The 22,241-nt window shown below is 65.7% G+C and carries 15 protein-coding genes; 7 read left to right on the top strand and 8 right to left on the bottom strand.

Annotated elements, in window-relative coordinates; genetic code table 11:
• Positions 1 to 39 precede the first annotated feature (39 nt).
• Positions 40 to 990 carry an alpha/beta hydrolase gene (locus M2334_RS11270; protein WP_413716444.1) on the bottom strand — a complete coding sequence of 317 codons (951 nt, stop codon included), beginning with the start codon at positions 988 to 990 and terminating at the stop codon, positions 40 to 42.
• Positions 991 to 1,310: 320 nt separating this feature from the next.
• Between M2334_RS11270 and M2334_RS11265 the strand changes: the two genes are divergently transcribed.
• A complete protein-coding gene (locus tag M2334_RS11265; protein ID WP_264606082.1) occupies positions 1,311 to 3,773 on the top strand; it encodes a glycoside hydrolase family 9 protein in 2,463 nt (820 codons plus the stop codon).
• A 192-nt stretch (positions 3,774 to 3,965) separates the two neighbouring features.
• Here M2334_RS11265 and M2334_RS11260 read toward each other — a convergent pair whose 3' ends face one another.
• Positions 3,966 to 4,562, bottom strand: coding sequence for a 2-dehydro-3-deoxy-6-phosphogalactonate aldolase (locus M2334_RS11260; RefSeq protein ID WP_264595411.1), 597 nt, complete (start codon positions 4,560 to 4,562; stop codon positions 3,966 to 3,968).
• Between the two features lie 46 nt (positions 4,563 to 4,608).
• Positions 4,609 to 5,619, bottom strand: coding sequence for a sugar kinase (locus tag M2334_RS11255; RefSeq protein ID WP_264594819.1), 1,011 nt, complete (start codon positions 5,617 to 5,619; stop codon positions 4,609 to 4,611).
• Between the two features lie 141 nt (positions 5,620 to 5,760).
• Here M2334_RS11255 and M2334_RS11250 point away from each other — a divergent pair, with 141 nt between their 5' ends.
• The 4 genes from M2334_RS11250 (at position 5,761) to M2334_RS11235 (ending at position 9,970) form a co-directional block, all read left to right on the top strand.
• Complete coding sequence (locus M2334_RS11250; RefSeq protein ID WP_413716460.1) at positions 5,761 to 6,861, top strand: fumarylacetoacetate hydrolase family protein; 1,101 nt, start codon at positions 5,761 to 5,763, stop codon at positions 6,859 to 6,861.
• A complete protein-coding gene (locus M2334_RS11245; protein ID WP_264594818.1) occupies positions 6,858 to 7,622 on the top strand; it encodes an SDR family NAD(P)-dependent oxidoreductase in 765 nt (254 codons plus the stop codon). The genes M2334_RS11250 and M2334_RS11245 overlap by 4 nt, the downstream gene beginning before the upstream one ends.
• A gap of 1 nt (position 7,623) precedes the next feature.
• Entirely contained in the window at positions 7,624 to 8,484 is an 861-nt protein-coding gene (locus M2334_RS11240; protein WP_264594817.1) for an SMP-30/gluconolactonase/LRE family protein, read from the top strand.
• Positions 8,485 to 8,551: 67 nt separating this feature from the next.
• On the top strand, positions 8,552 to 9,970 hold the full coding sequence (locus tag M2334_RS11235; RefSeq protein WP_264594816.1) for a sugar porter family MFS transporter: 1,419 nt from the start codon (positions 8,552 to 8,554) through the stop codon (positions 9,968 to 9,970).
• A gap of 61 nt (positions 9,971 to 10,031) precedes the next feature.
• Here M2334_RS11235 and M2334_RS11230 read toward each other — a convergent pair whose 3' ends face one another.
• From M2334_RS11230 to M2334_RS11215, 4 genes are all read right to left on the bottom strand, one after another.
• Entirely contained in the window at positions 10,032 to 11,099 is a 1,068-nt protein-coding gene (locus tag M2334_RS11230; protein WP_264605445.1) for a LacI family DNA-binding transcriptional regulator, read from the bottom strand.
• 264 nt (positions 11,100 to 11,363) lie between these two features.
• Positions 11,364 to 12,674, bottom strand: coding sequence for a xylose isomerase (gene xylA / locus M2334_RS11225; RefSeq protein WP_264605444.1), 1,311 nt, complete (start codon positions 12,672 to 12,674; stop codon positions 11,364 to 11,366).
• 28 nt (positions 12,675 to 12,702) lie between these two features.
• Complete coding sequence (xylB, locus tag M2334_RS11220) at positions 12,703 to 14,151, bottom strand: xylulokinase (protein ID WP_264605443.1); 1,449 nt, start codon at positions 14,149 to 14,151, stop codon at positions 12,703 to 12,705.
• 5 nt (positions 14,152 to 14,156) lie between these two features.
• On the bottom strand, positions 14,157 to 15,269 hold the full coding sequence (locus M2334_RS11215; RefSeq protein WP_264606080.1) for a glycoside hydrolase family 43 protein: 1,113 nt from the start codon (positions 15,267 to 15,269) through the stop codon (positions 14,157 to 14,159).
• A 259-nt stretch (positions 15,270 to 15,528) separates the two neighbouring features.
• Between M2334_RS11215 and M2334_RS11210 the strand changes: the two genes are divergently transcribed.
• Positions 15,529 to 17,190 carry a glycoside hydrolase family 43 protein gene (locus M2334_RS11210; protein ID WP_413716443.1) on the top strand — a complete coding sequence of 554 codons (1,662 nt, stop codon included), beginning with the start codon at positions 15,529 to 15,531 and terminating at the stop codon, positions 17,188 to 17,190.
• Between the two features lie 19 nt (positions 17,191 to 17,209).
• Complete coding sequence (locus M2334_RS11205) at positions 17,210 to 19,576, top strand: glycoside hydrolase family 95 protein (RefSeq protein WP_264594812.1); 2,367 nt, start codon at positions 17,210 to 17,212, stop codon at positions 19,574 to 19,576.
• On the opposite strand, the gene M2334_RS11200 is transcribed toward M2334_RS11205, so the two are convergent.
• Positions 19,560 to 22,229, bottom strand: coding sequence for a glycoside hydrolase family 3 C-terminal domain-containing protein (locus M2334_RS11200; RefSeq protein ID WP_264594811.1), 2,670 nt, complete (start codon positions 22,227 to 22,229; stop codon positions 19,560 to 19,562). The two genes, M2334_RS11205 and M2334_RS11200, sit on opposite strands and share 17 nt — an antisense overlap.
• Between the last annotated feature and the right edge of the window lie 12 nt (positions 22,230 to 22,241).

Here is a 22,241-nt window from a genome sequence, read left to right as displayed (position 1 = left end):
CTGCGGCGTGCGCAGCCCGCAAGAGACCTGCGGGGCAGGTCAGGACGGTTTCAGCAGCCCGTGCATGTCCAGCCACGCTACAAAGGCATCCAGCCAGCCGGTGCTGGTCGTGCCGTCCTTGCCGAGGCCAAAGCCATGGCCGCCGCGCTCGTAGAGGTGGAATTCAACCGGTTTGCCGGCCTCCTGCCAGGCATCGAGCAGGCCGAAGCCCTTTTTGGCGAACAGGGGATCATCCGAGGCGATGACGCCGAACAGCGGCGGCGCGTTGGCCGGAACGGTCACCCGCTCCATCGAGCCGTAGATGGGCGCGATGAACGCCAGGTCGAGATCGGGGCGGGCGAGGGTCGTGACCATCGTCGTCATGGCCCCGGCGGAAAAGCCCATCATGCCGACGCGCTTGGGATCGATCCCCCACTCGGCGGACCGCGCGCGCACCAATGTGATCGCGGCGACGGCATCGGCAATCTGCTCCGGCAGGCCGGCCACGGCTTCGTCCGGGCTGGAGCGCGTCTCCGCCCGGCCGACATTGGCGAAGGCAGCGCGCAACTGGCTATCGAAATCGGCAAGCGCGGGCGGCGTGGGCCGCAGGCGATATTTGAGCACGAAAGCCGTGATGCCCCGGTCTGCCAGCGCCCGGGCAACCCGCCAGCCTTCATTCTCCATGGAGAGCAGCAGGAAGGCGCCGCCTGGTGCGACGATGACCGCGGTGCCATTGGCCTTGCCCGGTGCCGGCAGCACCGGTGTAAGCGTGGCGGAGGAGACATTGCGGGCCATCGGCACGCCATATTGCCGGAACCAGCTTTCGGGCGCCGTGGCGCCCTTGACCGGGCCGGTGCCGAGCGGAATGGCGCCCGGCTCGGCCGGCGCGGGAATGGCGGTAACGGTCGCATCCTGCGCGGCGGCAGGTGACAGGGCGGCAGGAAACACGACGGCCAGGGCCATCGCAGACAGCACGGCGTGAACGGACGCATGACGAATCGAGATGTTCAAGACTTTCCTCCCCGGTTCAGCGGCGGTCGATAGGCCGACTGCCTGCTCCTCGATACGACATTGCGGCGGACCTGCGAGTCCCCCGATGCGATGGCTGCAGGATAATCGTTGATTTCTTCAAACGTCAACTTGTCAGACAAAAATAGCGAGCAGTTTCAATCGTTGAGCGTTGCCCAACAGTCCGTAAGTCAGCGTTATCGCACAATTTTGTTGCAAATCAGAAGATCACGAGGCTATGTTAGCGTTAACAAAATCAGGAGGGATGGATGCGGCGCGGGGCTTTGCTTGGATCTTTTGTCGTAGTTTTTATGGCTTCGGTGATGCCCGCTGCGCATGGCGAGGAACCGGCCCTGCAGCTTGGTGACTCGGGCTATTTTGAGGCGCCTGCCGCCAATGTGCTGGTGTTCAGCAACTGGTATGACGGGCTTTTCGCCGATTCGAAGATCAGCGGTGTGGAGATCATCCAGCAGGATCGGCGCATCGCCACCAATGGCGATGTCCGCCTCTCCGCCACACCGGGCCAGTGGGATGCCATCGGGCGGATGATCGAACGCAAGGTCGATGCGCGGACCGGCACCATCGAGGCGGTGCTGGAATATCCCGAGCATGATTTTCGCTACATCATCCGCGCCGTTCCGCGCGGCGCGGACCTTCTCCTGACGGTCGAACTGCCGCGCGCCTTGCCGGCGGCGCTGGTGGGCAAGGCGGGGCTGAATTTGGAGTTCCTGCCCACGGCTTATTACCACAATGCCTTCATGGTGGATGGCAAGGCCGGTGCCTTCCCGCGTTATCCGGCCAGCGCGATGGCGCGGACGCCGGAGCGTAATCCCGCCAGCGGACGCAGCGATGGCCCCGGTGCCGAAGCGCTCCCTCTGGCGCAAGGCAGCGACATCGTCCTTGCCCCGTCGGATGCCGCGCGCCGGGTCCGCCTGCGCTCGCAGACGCCCATCGCGCTGTATGACGGGCGCAATCAGGCGCAGAATGGCTGGTTCGTCCTTCGGTCGCTGCTGCCGGCAGGCAAGACGGGCGTTGTGGTGCAGTGGACTCTCTCGCCGACCTGCACGCCCGGCTGGCTGCGGCCGCCGTCCATCGGCCATTCGCAGCTTGGCTACACGCCGGGGCAGGCGAAGGTCGCGACGATCGAGATCGACCGCGCCGACACCCGGCGCGCGCAAGCGACCCTTCTGCGCGTCGAGCCTTCGGGGCAGGAGGTGCCCGTTCTCAGCGGCACGCCGACTGAAGCGGGGGATTATCTGCGCTATCGCTATCTGCGTTTCGACTTCAGCACCGTGCGCGCGCCGGGCCTCTATCGGCTGGCCTATGGCGACAGTAAGACCGCGCCGTTTCGCATCGCGCAGGATCTGTTTGCAGATGCCTGGCATCCGACACTGGACGTCTACTTCCCGGTGGCGATGGACCATGTGACCGTCAACGAGGCCTATCGGATCTGGCACGGCGAGTCCCACCAGGACGATGCCCGGCAGGCGCCGCTCAATCATGAGCATATCGACCTGTATGCGCAGGGTCCGACCACCGATACGCGGTTCAAGCCCGGCGAGCATATTCCCGGCCTCAACATCGGCGGATGGTACGATGCCGGCGACTATGACATCCGCACGCAGACGCAATATGCCGTGATACGCTCCATGGTGCGGAGCTGGGAGGGCTTCGGGCTGGATCGCGACACGACCAGCGTGGATGGTGCCACACGGCGCGTGGAAATCCATGTGCCGGATGGTCAGCCCGACCTGCTCCAGCAAATCCGCCACGGCACGCTCCAGCTCGCCGCGCAATTCGATGCGGTCGGCCATGCGATCCACGGCATCGTGGAGCCCGACGTGGGGCAGTACACGCATCTCGGCGACGCCGTGACCAAGACCGACGGCAAGATCTACGATCCGGCGCTCAAGCCTTATGAGGTGAAGGGGGACCGCAGCGGCACGCCCGATGATCGCTGGGCTTTCACCAGTCGGTCCTCGGCGCTCAATTACGGTTCGATCGCGGCGCTGGCTGCGGCCAGTCGCGCCCTCAAGACGCTGGACCCGGCGCTCTCCGACAAGGCATTGGCCATTGCGACGCGGGTGTGGGCCGAGGAACAGAGCCATCCGCCCTATGTCTTCCAGCATGGCAATACGACCGGCGGGCCGCTCGAAGTCGAGCAGTTCGCGGCCGCCGTGCAGTTGCTCAAGACCACGCGGGACAAGCGCTACGCGGCACAGATCGAGGCGTTGTGGCCATCCGTCTCAAAATTCTTCGGGTTTCAGGCTGCGCTGGCGACCGAAGCCCTGCCGTTCATGCCGCCTTCCTACCGCACGGCGATGGAGCCGCTCGTGCGGCAATGGGCCGCGCAGAGCGACAAGATCGCCGCCGCCAATCCCTATGGCGTGCCGATCTCGGAAGGCGGCTGGGCGGGGAACGAAGGGGTGATCGACTATGGCCTCGCCGCTTATGCACTGCACAAGGCTTTCCCGGAGATTGTGAAGAGCGATGCGGTGTTTCGCAGCATCGACTATCTGCTCGGCAACCATCCTGGCTCGGATATTTCTTTCGTCTCGGCGGTTGGCGCGCGGTCGAAGGAAGTGGCCTATGGGACCAATCGTGCGGACTTCAGCTTTATCGCTGGCGGGGTTGTGCCGGGTGCGCTGATTATCAAGCCCGATTTCCCGGAGAACCATGAGGATTGGCCGTTCTTCTGGGGGCAGAATGAATATGTGATCTCGGCCGGCGCGGGATTTATCGAACTGGCGAACGCTGCGCATGAGTTGGCGAACGCGGAGCGGTAAGCAGGGGTGAGACTAACCACCCCTCCAACCGTCACCCCGGGCTTGACCCGGGGTCCAGCTAACCTGTTTCGGCGCATTTCGTCTGGCAGACCCTGGCGAGAAGTCGGTCCGGAAGGAAGCTGGACCCCGGATCAAGCCCGGGGTGACGGCGGGGGTGGGGCAGGGTTTTGCCGAACACGCCACCTCAGGCGCTCAGTTCTCAAGGGCGCGCCACGCCGTGACCATGGCATCGGCCCGCTGGCGGACCTGCGCCGCATCCAGCCCCGGCTGATAAATCGATGATCCAATGCCGAACCCAGCCGCGCCGGCGCTGCGCCATGCGGCCATATTGTCCGGCCCGATGCCGCCCACCACCAGCACAGGAATGTCGGCGGGCAGCACCGCCTTCATCGCCTTGAGCACCGCCGGGCTGTGCATCTCGGCGGGAAAGAGCTTGAGCGCATCGGCCCCGGCATCGATAGCAGCGAAGGCCTCGCTCGGGGTTGCGATGCCGGGCATGGAAAGCAGGCCGAGCGCCTTCGTGCGGCGGATTACGGGTGGGTCCATATTGGGCGAGACGATGATGCGCCCGCCCGCCTGTGCGACCTGATCGACCGCGTCCACGCGCAGCACGGTGCCGGCCCCGATCAGCGCGCCGCCGGGCAGGCTGGCGAGGGCGGCGATGCTCTCCAGCGGGCGGGGCGAATTGAGCGGCACCTCGATGCAGCGCAGGCCCGCCTCGATGAGCGCAGCCCCGACCGCGGGGGCCTCCTCGGGGGTGAGGCCGCGCAGGATCGCCACCAGCGGCATGTCGGCGATCTGATCGAACCACTGTGTCACAGGGATGCTCGCTTTCTCATCGGCGGACGTCGCCGGTTTGGCCGGGGCGGAATGCGGCGAGTTCCTCCGCGCTGATCGGGCTGAAATCGCCATGAACGAAATGATTGAGCACACAGAGCGCCAGACCGCGCTCGGCTGCGGTGGCGATGCCGGCATCGATATGCGCGATGACCCCGGCGGCGAATGCGTCACCGGTGCCGATTCGGTCGACGATCCAAGCGACTTCAATAACTTGCGTCTCGAAGCTGTCATCCAGTGTATCGAGGCGGGCGCAAAGGTGATGGAGCCCGGCATGGGTGACCACGCGATGGGTGGAGGCGATTTGGCGCAGATTGGGGAAGCGCGCGAAGGCTGCCTCGGCTGCGGCGCGGCGTCCGTCCGCGTCCTGCGCATCGAAGGACTGGCCGAGCAGCATCGCAATGTCCCGCGCGCTGCCGAAGAACAGATCGGCCATCTCGACATGGCGGGCGAGGATCGGCGCGGGATTGTCGCACCAGCTTTCCCAGAGCGTCGCGCGGAAATTCCCGTCGAAGGAGATCGGAATGCCGGCGGCCTTCGCCGCTTCCATCGCCGCGAGGGACAATTTGGGAGCGTCAGGCGAGAGGGCGGGGATGATGCCGGAAAGATGCAGCATGGCCACGCCCTCCAGCGCCGCGGCCCAGTCATAACGTTCGGCCGGGGTGATCGCGAAGCTGCTGCCGGCGCGATCATAGCTGATCGCAGGGGCGCGCAGGCCGCTGCCCGGCATGAGATAGAACAGCCCCATCCGCCCCGGCTGGCGCTGCACATGCCGCACGTCCACGCCGGGCCGGCGCAGGGCGTCCAGCGCCGCATCGCCAACCGCGCCTGGCGGGAGCGCGGTAATCAAGGCGCTCGGAATGCCCAGCCGCGCCAGCGCCACCGCCACATTGGCCTCCGCACCGACGAATCGCGCATCCAGCCGCTCGCTCTGGAACAGGCTCTCGCCGGGGACGGCGGAGAGGCGGAGCAGCATTTCGCCGAAACAGAGGATCGGGCCGGGTGTCATCGTCTCTCTTGTCAATGCATTAGAGGCGCAGGAGTAGCCCCTCTTGACAAACAAGCGCAATAGCTCTTGATAGCGCTAACACACAGGGGCGCCCTCGGGGGCGAGGGAGAGGAAGTGATACATCCAGACGAGTCCGGCCCGATGCTGCCCGTCGATTGGGAAGAGAGCATGTTTCTGGGGCGAGCCGATTTTGGCGATGGCCCGAGCCCCGTGCTCGTCCGGCAGGGTGAGCTGCTTGATATGGCGCACGTCTGGCCGACCGTCTCGGCCCTTGTAGAAAGCGGCGATTTTTCAGGCGCTGGCGGCACGTCGCTGGGCCGTTTCGATCCTGCATCCACGCGCTTGCTCAGCCCCGTCGATTTGCAATGCATCAAGGCTTGCGGCGTCACCTTCGCTTTGTCCGCCATCGAGCGGGTGATCGAGGAGCGGGCGCGGGGCGACTGGAGCCGGGCCGCCTCGATCCGCGAGCGGCTTGAGTCGCGCATTGGCGGACAAATCCGCTCCGTCCAGCCCGGTACGCCGGAAGCCGCCTCTCTCAAGGAGGCGCTGATCGAGGACGGGCTGTGGTCGCAATATCTGGAGGTCGCCATCGGCCCGGATGCGGAGGTATTCACCAAGTCGCCGGTGCTCTCCACCGTGGGGCCCGGCGCCGCGATCGGCATCCGTTCGGATTCTGCGTGGAACAACCCCGAGCCGGAGATCGTGCTGCTGGCGGACAGCCTCGGCGCCGTCGTGGGTGCGACGCTCGGCAATGACGTCAATCTGCGCGATTTCGAGGGCCGCTCGGCCCTGCTGCTCGGCAAGGCCAAGGACAATAACGCCTCCTGTTCCATCGGCCCGCTGGTGCGGCTGTTCGATGACAGCTTCAGCATCGATGATGTGCGCCGTGCCGAAGTGCGGCTGACCATCGCCGGTGAGGATGGGTTCGTGCTGGAGGGCGTGAGCAACATGGCGGAGATCAGCCGCGATCCGCTTGATCTGGTGCGCCAGACGGTGAGCGAGCATCAATATCCCGATGGCTTCGCGCTGTTCCTCGGCACGCTGTTCGCGCCCGTGCAGGACCGCGACGAGCCGGGGCGCGGCTTCACCCACAAGGTGGGCGATGTTGTCACCATCGCCTCCGACAAGCTCGGGCGTCTGGTCAATCGGGTCGTCACCTCGCGCGATGCACCGCCCTGGCAGCTGGGTATTGGCGCCTTCTACGCAAATCTGCAGCGGCGCGGTCTTCTGGAATCGGCATGAACAAGTCTGAGCAAACACAATACGCTGTTTATCCCAGCCTGGCGGGCAAGAACGTGCTGGTCACTGGCGGGGCGACCGGGATCGGGGCGGCCATTGTCGCGGCGTTTGCGGGGCAGGGCGCGCATGTCGCCTTCCTCGATTTCAACGACATTGCCGGCGCCGATCTGGCGCGGGATCTCGCCGGCGCGCGCTTTCGCCATTGCGACCTTCGCAATGTTGCCGATCTGGAGCGGACCGTCCGAGCGCTGGAGAGCGAAATGGGCGGGTTCGACGTGCTGGTCAACAATGCCGCCAATGACGACCGCCATCGCTATGACGAGGTGACCGCCGATTATTGGGACGAGCGCATGGCGACGAACCTGCGCCATCAGTTCTTCGCCGCGCAGGCTGTAGTTCCGGCGATGCGCGCGCGGGGCGGCGGTGCGGTCATCAATCTGGGGTCGGTGAGCTGGCATCTCGGCATGTCGGAACTGGTTCTTTACCAGACGGCCAAGGCCGGCGTGGAAGGCATGACCCGGGCGCTGGCCCGCGATCTGGGCGGCGACAATATCCGCGTGACCGCCATCGTGCCGGGCAATGTCGATACCCCCCGCCAGAAGCAGTGGTACACGCCGGAAGGTGAGGCGGAGATCCTGCAGGCCCAGTGCCTCCCGCGCCGCATCCAGCCGCGCGATGTCGCCGCGCTGGCGCTGTTCCTCGCCTCCGATGACGGAGCGCTGTGCAGCGGGCACGAATATTTCGTCGACGCAGGCTGGCGCTGAGATGCAGCCCGAGCCGATCCTTCCCCTGGGCATGACGCTCGGCGAAGGGCCGGTCTGGTGGGGCGATGCTCTGTGGTTCGTCGACATCAAGGCGCACAGGCTCTACCGCCATGTGCCGACCACCGGCGCGCTGGCGGTATGGGATGCGCCGGACCAGATCGGCTGGGCGCTGCCTACGCGCAGCGGCGACATGATGACCGGCGTGCGCACCGGCCTGCATCGGTTCGATCCGCAAAGCGGGGCATTTTCGCTGTTCCACGATCCCGAGCCGCATCTGCCTGGCAATCGGCTGAACGACGCCGCCACCGATACTCAAGGGCGGCTGTGGTTCGGCAGCATGGACGACAGCGAAGCCGCCCATACCGGGCGCCTCTATTGCCTCGCCGGCGGGCAGTGCGCCGCCACGGCCGTGCCTGCTGTCGAGATCACCAATGGCCCTGCCATCAGCGCAGATGGGCGCACGCTTTATCACACCGACACGCTTGGCCGGAAAATCTGGAAAGTCCCCGTCGATGAGAACGGCACGGTCGGCGCGGGCGAGCTGTTCATCACTATCGAGGATGGCGCGGGCTGGCCCGACGGCTCCGTGCTGGATAGCGAAGGTTGCCTGTGGGTCGCTTTGTTTGGCGGCTGGGGCGTGCGGCGCTATGATCCGCAGGGCTCGCTGATGCAGACCATCTCCTTCCCGGTCGCCAATGTCACCAAGATCGCCTTTGGTGGGCCGGATTTGCGCACCGCCTATGCCACCACCGCGCAAAAGGGGCTGGATGCCGCCGCGCGTGAGGCACAGCCGTTGGCCGGCCACGTCTTCGCATTCGATCCCAAGGTTTCAGGATTGCCGGTTACCCCGGCAGATATTTGACAGAAGAAACGCCGTCCCGGCCTCGGCTGGAGTCGGCAGAGTTTTTGAGAGAGAGGAGGGGCTCGGCATGAGCGCTGAAACGCACGCCATCGGGCGAACCAACATCGGGTTCATATTCGCCATCGTGGCCATCGCCACCATCGGTGGCTTCATGTTCGGCTATGATTCCGGCGTGATCAACGGCACCCAGAAGGGGCTGGAATCCGCGTTTGACCTGGGCGCGCTGGGCATCGGTATCAATGTCGGCGCCATTCTGGTCGGCTCCGCACTGGGCGCGTTTCTCGCCGGGCGCATGTCCGACCTCATTGGCCGTCGCGGCGTGATGATGCTGGCCGGCCTGCTCTTCCTCATCAGCGCGCTGCTGGCCGGTGCGGCCGGGTCTTCGGCGATGTTCATCATGGCGCGGATCATCGGCGGCCTCGGCGTCGGCGCGGCCAGCGTGATTTCGCCGGTCTATATTTCCGAGGTGACGCCCGCCTCGATCCGGGGGCGCCTCTCCAGCATCCAGCAGGTGATGATCATCACCGGCCTTACCGGAGCGTTCGTCGCCAACTTCGTGCTGGCGCGCTATGCCGGCGGCTCGACGGCGACCTTGTGGTTCGATCTGCCGGCCTGGCGCTGGATGTTCCTGCTGCAGGCGATCCCTGCGGCCATCTATATCCTGGCGCTGCTGATCATTCCCGAAAGCCCGCGCTATCTGGTGGTCAAGGGCAAGGAAGAGCGCGCCCACGCCGTTCTCTCGCGGCTGTTCGGGCCGGAGGAAGCGACGCGCAAGGTTGGTGAGATCCGCGACAGCCTCGCCGCCGATCACCATCGCCCGCGTCTCTCCGATCTCATCGACAAGACGACCGGGCGCATCCGGCCGATCGTGTGGACCGGCATCGGCCTTGCGATCTTCCAGCAGTTCGTCGGCATCAATGTGGTCTTCTATTATGGCGCCACCTTGTGGGAGGCCGTCGGCTTCTCGGAGGATTATGCGCTGCAGACCAACATCCTCTCGGGCGTTCTCTCCATTGGCGCCTGCATCGCCACCATGTTCCTGGTGGACAAGATCGGCCGCAAGCCGCTGCTGCTGTTCGGATCGGCGGGCATGGCCGTCACGCTGGCGATCGTGGCCTATGCCTTCTCCACGGCGGTCACGGGCGCCGATGGCGGCGTGGTGCTGCCGGGCAGCAATGGCATCATCGCGCTGATTTCGGCCAATCTCTACGTGATCTTCTTCAACCTGAGCTGGGGGCCGATCATGTGGGTGATGCTGGGCGAGATGTTCCCCAACCAGATCCGCGGCTCGGGTCTGGCGGTGGCGGGGCTGGCGCAGTGGCTGGCCAACGCCTTGGTCTCCGTCAGCTTCCCCTCGCTGGTGATCAGCCCCGGCCTTGCGGTGGCCTATTTCGGCTATGCCTTCTTTGCCGCCGTCTCCTTCTTCTTCGTCCGCGCCATGGTGCGCGAGACCAAGGGGCGGGAACTGGAGCAGATGGAAGGCTGATCGCTCACCCAATCATACGCTCGGCCCGGTCACGCTTATGCGTCGCCGGGCCGTTCGCTTTTCAGGGCTGGGGCGGGGGTCCGTCACTCTCGCGCGCGATCAGCGTGTAGGGCGTCACGACATGCGGGTGGTCCACGCCCTTCGATGAGGCGTTGCGCATGCGGATTTCCCGCGTCAGCAGCGCCACCGCCTGCTGCGCCATATCGGTGATAGGCTGGCGGATCGTGGTCAGCTCCGGCCAACTGGTGAGCGCCAGAGCGGTATCGTCGAAGCCGCAGATGGTCAGCATTTGCGGCACATCGATACCACGCCGGTGCGCGACGGTCAGCGCAGCTGCGGCCATATCGTCGTTGGAGGCGAAGATCGCCGTTGGCGGCTCGGGCAGGTCGAGCAGGCGCGTGGCTGCCTCCAGCCCCGAGCGGAAGGTGAAGAAGCCCTGCTCGATCAGCTCGGGCTGCGGCTCGATGCCGTGCTTCTCCAGCGCGGAGCGATAGCCCTCCAGCCGTTCGGCGCTGGCCGTCTGGTTGGGGTGGCCGGTGATGAAGCCGATGCGGTGATGCCCGAGCAGGATCAGGTGATCGGTCATGGCGTGGGCCGCCGCCTTGTCATCGATGCTCACCGAGAGCGCCCAGTCCGGCGCGCGCCCGGTGGCGACCGCGACGACCGGCACGCCGGCGCCTTCCAGCACGGCGAGCACAGAGGGGGAATCGCTCAGCGGCGGGGGCAGGACGATCCCGTCCACTCGGCCCTTGAGCAGCGCTTCGATCGCCTTGTCCTCTGCGCCTTCCTCATTGCACTCCTTGACGATGAGCTGCGCGCCGGTGCGGCTGGTCTCCGCCAATATGCCCACCAGAAACTCGCTGAGATAGGCAAAGCTCGGGTTGGAGTGGAGCAGGCCGATGCGTGTGTCCTCCCCGCCGGCAAGCGTGCGAGCGGCGATGTTGGGCGCGTAGTTCAGCTCGGCAATCGCGGCCTCGACCGCAAGGCGCTTGTCCTCACGGACATTGGTGCCCTTGTTGATCACGCGGCTCACGGTCATCGGCGAAACGCCGGCCAAGCGGGCGACATCCTCGATCTTGGGGCCAGAGCTCTGCCGACGGGACGAGCGGGAACTGCGGTTGGTGACCATCGCCTGACTTGTTCGCCTTCCTATCCGGAACCGGGCGAGACCTCTCCCAATATCGTGCGGTCACCGCAACAGATAAGATGAGGGGGCGATCTTGCTTTGGCTCCGCGTCGTTATCGTCTGTTCGTGCCGATCCTATGGGGCACGGCAATTTCGGTTTCGTTAGCGCCTGGGCGAGAAGATAGCAAAAAAAGAGGTGGCCGCCGTAGCGACCACCTCATCAGTGACCTGACCCGGCGAAGAGGAAGCGCCCGGGTCCGGCATGGCTTAGATGAAGCGATTGACGAGATTTTCGATCCGCTCCTGCCTTCCGGAGGCAGGCTTGGGGTCGAGCGCGCGGGTTACGGCGAGGTCGGCGATCCCGGCGAGGTCGAGCGCAGCGAGCTCTTTGCCGAGCGGACCATCCCAGCCGGCATAACGCTGGTTGCGCAGGGCATCGATGCGGCCATCCTCGATGATCGCGGCGGCATTCAGCAGGCCACGCGCCACCGTGTCGATGCCGCCGATATGCCCGTAGAACAGGTCCACCGGGTCCATCGACTGGCGCCGGACCTTGGAATCGAAGTTGAACCCGCCCGTGGTGAACCCGCCGGCGCGGATCACCTCGATCATCGCGACGGTGAGTTCTTCCACGGAATTGGGAAACTGGTCGGTATCCCAGCCATTCTGAGGGTCGCCGCGATTGGCATCGATCGATCCGAAAATGCCCAGTGCCGCCGCCGTGGCCAGCTCATGCTCGAAGGTATGGCCGGCGAGCGTGGCGTGGTTGGCCTCAATGTTCACCTTCACCTCATTTTCGAGGCCATAGCGCTTGAGGAAGCCGTAGACGGTGGCCGTATCGAAATCATATTGATGCTTGGTCGGCTCGTGCGGCTTGGGCTCGATGAGGACCGTGCCCGTAAAGCCGATCTTGTGCTTGTGCTCGACCACGAGCGTGAGAAAGCGCCCGAAATTGTCGAGCTCGCGCTTCAAGTTGGTGTTGTGCAGCGTCTCATAACCCTCGCGGCCGCCCCACAGCACATAGTTGACGCCGCCCAGGCGATGCGTGGCCTCCAGCGCATCGCGCACCTGCATGGCGGCGAAGGCATAGACTTCCGGGTCCGGATTTGTCGCAGCGCCAGCCGCGAAGCGGGGATGGCCGAACAGATTGGCGGTGCCCCACAGCAGCTTGCGCCCGCTTGCGGCCTGCAGCTCTTCCAGATGATCGACGGCTTCGGCCATGTGGCGGCGATGCTCGGCCACGCCTTCGGCCTGCGCCATCACGTCGACATCGTGGAAGCAGTAGAAGGGGACATCTAGCTTCTTGAAGAAATCGAAGGCGACTTCGCGCTTCTGGGCCGCAGCGGCGCTGTTATTGGCGCCAGCATGCCAGGGGCGGTTGAAGGTGCCTGCGCCGAACACGTCCGAGCCCGGCCAGCAGAATGTGTGCCAGAAGCACACGGCAAAGCGGAGGTGATCCTCCATCCGCTTGCCGAGCACGACGCGATCCTTGTCATACCAGCGATAGGCCAGCTCGTCGTCGGTATCCGGGCCTTTATAGGCGATGGGGGCAATGTCTGCGAAATAGTCGGTGGCCATCAGGCGCTCCCTGTCGGTTTCAAGAATGTCAGCTCTGTGCGGCGCGAATGGCGGGGTAGGCGCGGCGGAAGGCCTCGCGCTTGGGGGCCAGTCGTTCGGCGGTCAGCGGGTCGGGCTCGATCACATGGGCGACCGGCGGCGTTGTGCAGATGTCGGCGGGTGCGCCGCCGGTTACGCCGATCTGGGCCAAGCGGGCCGCGCCCATCGCCGGACCGACCTCTCCGCCCTTGAGGTAGTTGAGGCGCGTGCCGAGCGCAGCGGCGATGATCTGGCCCCAATAGCGCGACCGCGCGCCACCGCCGATCACGGCCAGTTCCTGCACATCGCTGCCGGCGTCGCGCAGCGCATCCAACCCGTCGGCGAAGGCGAAAGCGACGCCTTCCAGCACCGCCTGCGCCAGCCGCTCCGGCCCGCTATCATGATCGAGATTGAGGAAGGCGCCACGCACCTGCGGGTCGTTATGCGGTGTACGCTCGCCCGAGAGATAGGGGAGGAACAGTTCCGGACCGCACGCGGCGCCAACGGACTCCGCGCGGGAAAAGAGGTCGGCGGCGCCGGCTGCACCGGAGAGGCGTGCAGCAAAGTCTATGCACGACGCCGCCGACAGGTGCACGGCCATCTGATGCCAGTGTGCAGGCAGGCAGTGACAGAAGGCGTGCACGGTTCGGTCTGGATTGGGTTTGAACTGATCGTTGGCGATGAAGATCACGCCCGATGTGCCAAGGGAGAGCAGCCCGTCGCCATCGCTGACGATGCCGATGCCCGCAGCGCCGGCGGCATTGTCGCTCCCCCCGGCGGCGACCGGAACGGGAGACATGCCCCAGAGCTGAGCGACCTCCGCCCGCAACGTGCCGGTCAGCTCTGTGCCCTCGTACAGCGCCGGCATGTGCGCAAGGCTGAGGCCGGTCGCGTCCAGCAGTGCTTCCGCCCAGCGCCGCCCGGCGACATCCAGCCACAAGGTGCCGGCGGCGTCGGACATGTCCGTGGCTTTGTCGCCGGTCATTTGCAGGCGGATATAGTCCTTGGGCAGCAGCACGGTGCGCGTCGCGGCGAAGATTTCCGGCTCGTGCCGGGCCACCCAGGCGAGCTTTGGTGCGGTGAAGCCGGGCATGACGATGTTGCCGCCGATTGTGCGGAAGGCGTCGGTCTTGTCTTCCAGCGCGATGCATTCGGCGTGGCTGCGCCCGTCATTCCACAGGATTGCCGGCCGCAGCGGCTGGTCGTCGGCGCCGAGCAGCGTGGCCCCGTGCATCTGGCCGGCGAGCCCGACGCCCAGCACGGCGCGCCGCACGGCGGGGTCGATGGCCTGCACGGCTGCGGTGGTGGCGGCCCACCACGCCGCCGGGTCCTGTTCGGACCAGAGCGGTTGCGGCCGCTGCACGGTGAGCGCTGCCGTTCCCTGGCCGACAACGGCGCCATGCTGGTCGATGACGACCGCTTTCACGCCGGAGGTGCCGATGTCGATGCCGAGGAACATGCCGGTCAGTCGCGGAACGGATTGATCGTCTGGATCGTGCCGTCGGCGTTGAAGGTCAGCTCGGTGACCTTCACGTTGCGCAGGTGGTTTTTGCCGCTCAGCTGCGTGTCATGATAGAAGAGCCAGGTCTTGCCGCCCCAGTCCACAATCGAGTGGTGGGTGGTCCAGCCCTGCACCGGCTCCATGATTTTGCCGCGATAGGTGAACGGACCATAAGGCGTCTTGCCCGTGGCGTAGACGAGGAAGTGCGTGTCGCCGGTCGAGTAGGTCAGGTAGTAAGTGTCGCCGCGCTTGTACATCCAGGTGCCCTCGAAGAAGCGGCGATCATGATCGCCACCGAGGAGCGGCTTGCCTTTCTCATCGAGGATCACCGCGTCGCGGGGCGCTTCGGCATAGCTCTTCATGTCCGGAGCCATTTTGGCGACCTTGGGCATGAGCGCGGGCTGATCGTCGGCCTTGAGGTCGGTCACGCCGATCGAGGCATCATATTTGCCCTTGGCCCAGTTCTGGAGCTGGCCGCCCCAGATGCCGCCGAAATACATGTAGCTGGTCCCATCCGTGTCCGTGAACACATTGGGGTCCATGGAGAAGCTGCCGGCGATCGGCTTGGGCTCGGCCTTGAACGGACCCATGGGCGTGCTGCTGGTCGCCACGCCGATGTGGAAGATGCCGTCCTTGTCCTTGGCCGGGAAGTACAGATAGTAGGTGCCATTCTTGAACGCGGCGTCGGGTGCCCACATCTGCTTGGCTGCCCAGGGCACATCCTTCACGTCCAGCGCCACTGGGCCGATCTTTACCGGGCCGCCGATCTTGTCCATCTCAAGCACCCGATAGTCGTGCATGGCATATTGGTTGCCCAGGTCATCGTCCAGGATGCCGGCGTCGACATCATGGCTGGGATAGACGTAGATCTTGCCGTTGAAGACATGGGCCGAAGGATCGGCGGTGAAAATCTCCGTCACGAGCGGCTGGGCGAGAAAGCGCTTGCCGTCAGCCGAGATGCCATCCGATTCATGCGCCGCGCCAGTCGCGCCATTGTTTGCAGCGGCCGGTTCATCCGAGGAGCAGGCGGAAAGGGCGGTGGCGAGACCAAGCACGACAAGGCTGGTCCGGAGCATCGGGACTTTCGACAAGGGGGCTCTCCTTCGTTTATCTTGCGCGCCGCTTATGGTTGTGCGGCGTTGTTAAGGTAGCGCTACCATTATGGATGCGGGGCGGTCAAATGGATTCCGCTCGGGCATGAATTTGCCCTGTTTGGAGCAAGATACGCGCTCGCGCGCATAAAACAGGCTGGGCAAGGAGAAATGGGAGCGCTACCAATATGACTCGGGCAGCGAATCCGCACAGGATCAGCGTGCCGCCAAAAGGAGAGGGACGATGAAGATCGCGGCGGGACTGTGGGCGCGTGGATGGATGGCCGCAGCGCTGGCCTTGATGCCTGCAGCGGCATGGGCGGGGCCGGAGGCCCGCTTTGCCAGCTTCGATTATGATGGGCAGTCCATCGAGCAGGTGACGGTCAAGCCCGGCGCCTACCGCAACCCAATCCTCTCAGGCTATTATCCCGATCCCTCCATTACGCGGGTGGGGGAGGATTATTATCTCGTCACCTCATCCTTCGCGCATTTTCCGGGGCTTCCGGTCTGGCATTCCAAGGATCTGGTGAACTGGACGCAGATCGGCAATGCGATCGACCGGCCCGATCAGCTCAACCTCGCCGGCCGGGGCGTGTCAGAAGCCGTGTTCGCGCCGGACATCAGCTTTCATGATGGCACCTTCTACATCGTCAACACCTGCGTGGGGTGCCGGGACAATTTCGTCATCACCGCCAAGAACCCCGCCGGCCCCTGGTCCGACCCCATCTGGCTACCGTTCGAGGGGATCGACCCGTCGATCTATTGGGAAGGCGACAAAGCCTATATCGTCAACAATCGCGGGCCGGATGAGACGCCGCGCTATGAGGGGCACCGCGCAATCTGGATTCAGGAATATGACTGGCGGGCCGGCAAGATGGTCGGGCCGAGCACCCAGCTCGTCAATGGCGGGGTGGACCTGAGCAAGAAGCCGATCTGGATCGAGGGGCCGCACATTCTGCGCAAGGATGGCTGGTATTATCTGACCGCGGCGGAAGGTGGCACGAGCGTCGATCACTCCCAGGTGGTGTTCCGCTCGCGCAAGCTGCGCGGACCTTATGTGCCGCACAAGGATAACCCCATCCTCACCCAGCGCGACCTCGATCCCGCCCGGCCCGATCCGATCACCTCCGCCGGCCACGCCAAGCTCGTCCAGACCCCGGCAGGCGACTGGTGGGCAACCTTTCTGGCGGTGCGGCCTTATGCCGACAATTATTACAATATCGGTCGCGAGACCTTCCTGCTGCCCGTCCAGTGGAAAGACGGCTGGCCGGTCATCCTGCCGCATGGCGAGAGGATCCCGTTCGCGCCGAAGGCGCCCGCGCTGCCTCCACAGGTCCGGCCGCCGCTGCCGACCAGCGGCGATTTCGCGTATGCCGACAGCTTCGAGGGCGACCGGCTGGGGATGCAATGGGTCGGCGTCCGCACGCCGGATCACCCGTTCTATCGGCTGGAGCGTGGCGATCTGGTGCTGGCCAGTGCCGCGCCGCTCGGTGACAAGGCCGGAACGCCCGCCTTCCTTGGGCGGCGGCAGCAGCATCATGTCGCGACGATGCGCACCGTCGTCACCTTCTCGCCGGAGCAGGAAGGCGACCGCGCCGGCCTTGCCGCGATGCAAAGCGACGATGCCTGGCTGTTCTTCGGCCTCACGCGGCTGAACGGGCAGGATGCAATCGCGCTGTATACTCGCGCCAAAGGGAAGGAGCAGCTGGTCGCCTCCGCGCCTATCGCCAACCGGAGCCCGATGACTTTGACGATCCGCGCGAACGGGGGGACCATGTCCTTCCACTATGCCGGGGCAGGGGGCATGGGCCGGCTCGCGGCGGATTTGGATGCCCGGTTCCTCAGCACACAGGATGCCGGCGGGTTCACCGGCACCATCGTGGGGCCTTATGTCTGGACCCGCTAGCCGAAAGGACCGCTGAGCGATGGTCACGCGCCGCGATGTGCTCGAAGGCTCGCTGCTGCTCGCCGCCAATGCCTGTTTGCCGGGCGCCGCCGTGACCGCGTCCGAGAGCGACAGACCCTTGCGCGACCGGCTTTGGTATCGGCGCCCGGCGACAGAATGGACGCAGGCCCTGCCGGTCGGCAATGGCCGGATCGGCGCGATGGTGTTCGGCGGCGTCGGCACCGAGCGGCTGCAACTCAACGAGGATACCTTATGGTCCGGCGGGCCTTATGATCCGGTCAATCCCGCCGCCCGTGCCGCCTTGCCGGAGGTGCGCAGGCTGATCGCGCAGGGAGATTATGCGCAGGCGCACGACCTCGCGAACCGCACCTTGATCGGCCAGCCGGTCCAGCAGATGGCCTATCAGAGCTTCGGCGATCTGTTGCTCAGCTTGCCGGGCGCCGCGTCCGCTACAGTCCCTGACGATTATAGGCGCGTGCTCGACCTCGACAGCGCCACGGCAACGACGACGTTCACGCTGGCGGGCACGCGTCACCGCCGCACGGTCTTTGCCTCGCCCGTGCGACAGGTGATCGTGCTGCGCTACGAGGTGGATGGCCCGGCATCGCTCGATCTCGATATCGGCTTCGCCCCGGCGCAGGAGGCGCAGGTGGAGGCTCGCGACGCGCTGCTGCTCATCCGGGGGCGCAATCGTGGCGCGCATGGCGTCGACGGTGCGCTGAAGCTGGCAGGGCTGGTGCGCGTGATCCCGGAAGGCGGCTCGCTCACCGCGCAGGGCGATCATCTGGCGTTGCGTGGCGCGCGGGCGGTGACGGTTCTGGTCGCGATGGCGACGAGCTTCCGCCGTTTCGACGATGTCTCCGGCGATCCAGATGCGCTTGTGCGCGGCTGGATCGTCGACGCGATGGCGCGCAGCACCGAGCAACTGCATGGTGAAGCGGTCGCTGCCCATCGCGCCCTGTACCGCCGCGTCGAGATCGACCTTGGCGATGACAGCGCCGCCGCGCTGCCCACCGATGAGCGCGTGATCGCCGCGCAGAGCCGCGATGACCCCGGCCTTGCTGCGCTCTATTTCAATTATGGGCGCTATCTGCTGATTGCCTCGTCGCGCCCCGGCTCCCAGGCCGCCAACCTGCAGGGCATCTGGAATGAGAGCATCGATCCGCCTTGGGGATCGAAATACACGATCAACATCAACACGCAGATGAATTACTGGCCGGCTGAGATCACGGCCTTGCCCGAATGCACCGAGCCGCTGGTGCGGATGGTGCAGGAGCTGGCGGAAAGCGGCGCCAGTACCGCGCGGGAGATGTATGGTGCGCGCGGCTGGGTGGCGCATCATAACAGCGATATCTGGCGCGCCACCGCGCCGGTGGATGGCGCGCGGTGGGGGATGTGGCCGACGGGCGGCGCCTGGCTGTGCACCCATTTGTGGGAGCGCTGGGATTATGGGCGAGACAAGACCTTCCTGCGCGATGTCTATCCGCTCATGCGCGGGGCGGCGCTGTTCTTTGTCGATACGCTGCAGGTCGATCCCGAGACCGGCGCCCTCGTTACCAGCCCGTCGCTCTCTCCGGAGAACGCCCATCATGGCGACATCGCGATCTGCGCCGGGCCGGCAATGGACCAGCAGATTTTGCGCGACCTGTTCGACCAGACGGCGCAGGCCGCCGATCTGCTCGGCATCGACAGCGCGTTCGCGGCGGAGCTTCGCGCCTTGCGCGGTCGCCTCGCGCCGGATCGCATCGGCGCGCAAGGGCAGTTGCATGAGTGGCAGCAGGATTGGGATGCGCAGGCGCCCGAGCCGGACCATCGCCACGTTTCGCATCTCTACGGGCTGTTCCCGAGCCAGCAGATCGACCCGGACAACACGCCAGCGCTCGCGGCGGCGGCGCGCCGCTCGCTGGAATTGCGCGGCGATCTCGGAACGGGCTGGGCGACAGCCTGGCGGATCAACCTGTGGGCGCGGCTTGGCGAGGGCGATCGTGCCCACCGCATCCTGCGCTTTTTGCTTGGGCCGGAGCGGACTTATCCCAATTTGTTCGATGCCCATCCGCCTTTCCAGATCGACGGCAATTTCGGCGGCACCGCTGGCATCGCGCATATGCTGATGCGCAGCGGGGGCGATGAGATCCACCTCCTGCCGGCGCTGCCCTCGGCCTGGCCGACCGGCGCGGTGCGCGGGCTGCGGGCACGGGGGGCCTGCATGGTCGATCTCGGTTGGGCGCAGTCCCGGCCACGGACGCTGACCCTCACCAGCGCCATCGATGCGGAGCGGACGGTCCGCTTCGCCAGCCAGCGCCTGATTGTGCCGCTGAAGGCTGGCCGCCCCCAGCAGGTCGACGTGAGCGGCTGGCTCGGCATCCCGCCTATTTCGGCAGGGTGACGCCGGTGCCGATCGCAAAGCCCGCGCTCTGCACCGGCAGGCCGCTGTCTGGCTGAGCGGAGCCGACCGAGACGCGATACGCACCGGTGAAGACCTGCCGCACGCCCTCCAACGACACCGTGCTCAGATCGCGCGGCGAGAGATCGAAGCTGATCTGGCGGGATTCACCGGGCTTCAGGTCCACGCGCTGAAAGCCGCGCAAGGCGATACGCGGGGTGCCGGGCACATCCGGGAAATCGAGGTAGAGCTGCGCCACCTCTTCGCCCGCCCGCTGCCCGCTATTGCGCACGGCCGTGGAAACCCGCACGCCCTGCGCAGCATCGCCCGATGCCTGCACCCCCAGAGGCTCATAAGCAAATTGCGTGTAGCTCAGCCCATAGCCGAAAGCGTAAACCGGTGTGCCGGTGAAGTAGCGATAGGTGCGCCCTGCCATGCTGTAATCGCCGAACGGCGGCAACTCATCCACGCTGCGATAGAAGGTGAGGGGCAGGCGCCCGGAGGGATTGGTCTTGCCGGAGAGGACATTGGCCACCGCGAGGCCGCCATTCTGCCCCGGATACCAGGCCTCCACGATGCCCGCTGCATGGTCCTTCGCCCAGGCGAGGTTTATGGGGCTGCCGTTCATCGCCACGATGACCAGCGGTTTACCCAGCGCGCGGGCCTTTTCCAGCATGGCAAGCTGCTCGGCCGGCAGATCGAGCGTGGTCTTGTCGCCACCCTCAAAGCCCGGCACCTTCACCGGCGTTTCCTCGGCTTCGAGATCCGAGGTGAGGCCGACGACCGCGACGATCACGTCCGATTGCGCCGCCGCAGCGGCAAGGGCGGCATCGGCATCGGGCGAGACGCGCTTCCACATCAGGTCGATGCCGGTGTTGATGTGCGAGGTCATCATGATCTCGATCGGGTAGCGCTTGCCCTTCTCCAGCGTCAGCGTCTTCATCGTCGGCAGGCTGTTCCAGCGCGAGTTTTTGAGGTCCACGAACGGCTTGCCGTCGAGCAGCATCTCGCCGTTGGAGCCGGACAGGCCAAGCCGGTAGGTGCCGCTCTCGGGCGGGACGAAGAAGCCGGTCCATACCACGCGATGATGGTCGGAGACTTTCGCCAGATCGAGGCTGCGCCCGGCCACATCGGCCTCCCTGCGGGTCACGACCGGCTTGGTCTGGAAGGTCATCGCCTTGGTTGCGCTGTCGAACGTGCCGGGCGCGAAGCGGGCCGGCGGCGTCTGCGTGGGATTATAATAGCGCGCCAGCAGCCCGGGCTTGCCATCCGGCGCGACGAGCGCCGTCGTCGGCACGCGGTCGCCATCGGTAAAGGTCTCGGCGAAGGGGGCATGGTGGATCGTCGCGCCGGGCATCGCCTGGCGCAGCCCCTCCAGCACGGATATCGGCGGGCCGGAGAGGGTGGAGGAATAATTGCCGCGCAGCACGCGGGTGGCGTCCGCCAGCGGGCCGATGACGGCGATGCGGGCATCGGGCTTGAGCGGCAGCGCGCCATCATTTTTAAGCAGTACCAGGCTCTTTTCGGCGGCCTTCAACGCCAGCGCGTTGTGGTCCGGCGCGCCGATGACGGATGGTGCTATGGCCGGGCGCGGCGCAAGACCGGGCAGGTCGCCATTGCGCAGGCGCGCGGAGAACAGCCGCACGAGCGCGGTGTCGACATCGCTCTGGGTGATGAGATTGCGGTTCAAGGCGTCGAGATAGGGCTGTCCCAGCCCGGCGGTGTCGCTTAGCGTCGCGCCATTGCACTCGCTGTCGACCCCGGCGCGCATCGCGGCGGCGACGGCCGTGGCGGCATCCGGCGCATAATGATGATTGCGGTTGATATCCGTCACCGCATCGCAATCGGAGACGACATAGCCCTTGAAGCCCCAGGCGTCGCGCAGGTGTGTCTTGAGCAACTCGTCACTGGCGCACGCCGGCTGCCCGTTCACCCGGTTATAGGCGCACATGATCGATCCCGCCTTGGCGTCCACGATGGCAGCGCGGAAAGCGGGCAGATAGGTGTCCTCCATATCGTGGCGGGAAACGTAGACATTGGCATGATGGCGCGTCGATTCCGGGCCGCTGTGCACGGCATAATGTTTGGGCGTCGCGATGATGTTGGGCCGTGCCGGGTCAGGCCCCTGCATGCCGGTGATGAACGCCTTGCCGATCTCGGCCGTGAGGAAGGGGTCTTCCCCATAGGTTTCCTGCCCGCGCCCCCAGCGCGGATCGCGGAAGATGTTGATGTTGGGCGACCATGTGTCCAGCCCCGTGCCGATGCGCCCGAGGCGCCCGGTCTGACGCGCCCGCGTATGCAGGCCGCGCATCTCGACGCTGATGATGTTGGCGACATCATGGACCAGCGGCGCATCGAAGGTGGCGGCGAGGCCGATCGGTTCGGGGAAGTTGGTGGTCGGCAGCGTGCCCATCGCGCCATGCAGCGATTCCGTCCACCAATTGTAGCCGGGAATACCAAGGCGCGGGATGGCGGGCGCGACATTCACAAGCTGGTCCGCCTTTTCCTGCGGCGTGAGCTTCGCCACGATGTCTGCCGCCTGCCGCTCCGACTGCGCCATGACCGTGTTGGCGTCGTCCGTCTGAGCGGCCAGCGGCACGGCGAACGCTGCAGCACCGGCGAGGATGAGGGCGCGTAGCGAGGGTGCGGGGGTCATGATCTGTCTCCA

The organism is Sphingobium sp. B11D3D (genome assembly GCF_025961755.1).
GTDB lineage: Bacteria > Pseudomonadota > Alphaproteobacteria > Sphingomonadales > Sphingomonadaceae > Sphingobium.
This window is presented reverse-complemented; position numbering and strand designations above follow the sequence as displayed.

What these genes read in the sequence shown, in the direction of transcription:
- M2334_RS11260 (WP_264595411.1), bottom strand. Translation starts at nt 4,562, where the DNA reads ATGCCGCTGGTGGCGATCCTGCGCGGCCTCACCCCCGAGGAGGCCCCC.
- M2334_RS11265 (WP_264606082.1), top strand. Translation starts at nt 1,311, where the DNA reads ATGCCCGCTGCGCATGGCGAGGAACCGGCCCTGCAGCTTGGTGACTCG.
- M2334_RS11245 (WP_264594818.1), top strand. Translation starts at nt 6,858, where the DNA reads ATGAACAAGTCTGAGCAAACACAATACGCTGTTTATCCCAGCCTGGCG.
- xylA (WP_264605444.1), bottom strand. Translation starts at nt 12,674, where the DNA reads ATGGCCACCGACTATTTCGCAGACATTGCCCCCATCGCCTATAAAGGC.
- M2334_RS11215 (WP_264606080.1), bottom strand. Translation starts at nt 15,269, where the DNA reads ATGCTCCGGACCAGCCTTGTCGTGCTTGGTCTCGCCACCGCCCTTTCC.
- M2334_RS11255 (WP_264594819.1), bottom strand. Translation starts at nt 5,619, where the DNA reads ATGACACCCGGCCCGATCCTCTGTTTCGGCGAAATGCTGCTCCGCCTC.
- M2334_RS11230 (WP_264605445.1), bottom strand. Translation starts at nt 11,099, where the DNA reads ATGGTCACCAACCGCAGTTCCCGCTCGTCCCGTCGGCAGAGCTCTGGC.
- M2334_RS11235 (WP_264594816.1), top strand. Translation starts at nt 8,552, where the DNA reads ATGAGCGCTGAAACGCACGCCATCGGGCGAACCAACATCGGGTTCATA.
- M2334_RS11200 (WP_264594811.1), bottom strand. Translation starts at nt 22,229, where the DNA reads ATGACCCCCGCACCCTCGCTACGCGCCCTCATCCTCGCCGGTGCTGCA.
- M2334_RS11250 (WP_413716460.1), top strand. Translation starts at nt 5,761, where the DNA reads ATGCTGCCCGTCGATTGGGAAGAGAGCATGTTTCTGGGGCGAGCCGAT.
- M2334_RS11210 (WP_413716443.1), top strand. Translation starts at nt 15,529, where the DNA reads ATGAAGATCGCGGCGGGACTGTGGGCGCGTGGATGGATGGCCGCAGCG.
- M2334_RS11205 (WP_264594812.1), top strand. Translation starts at nt 17,210, where the DNA reads ATGGTCACGCGCCGCGATGTGCTCGAAGGCTCGCTGCTGCTCGCCGCC.
- xylB (WP_264605443.1), bottom strand. Translation starts at nt 14,151, where the DNA reads ATGTTCCTCGGCATCGACATCGGCACCTCCGGCGTGAAAGCGGTCGTC.
- M2334_RS11240 (WP_264594817.1), top strand. Translation starts at nt 7,624, where the DNA reads ATGCAGCCCGAGCCGATCCTTCCCCTGGGCATGACGCTCGGCGAAGGG.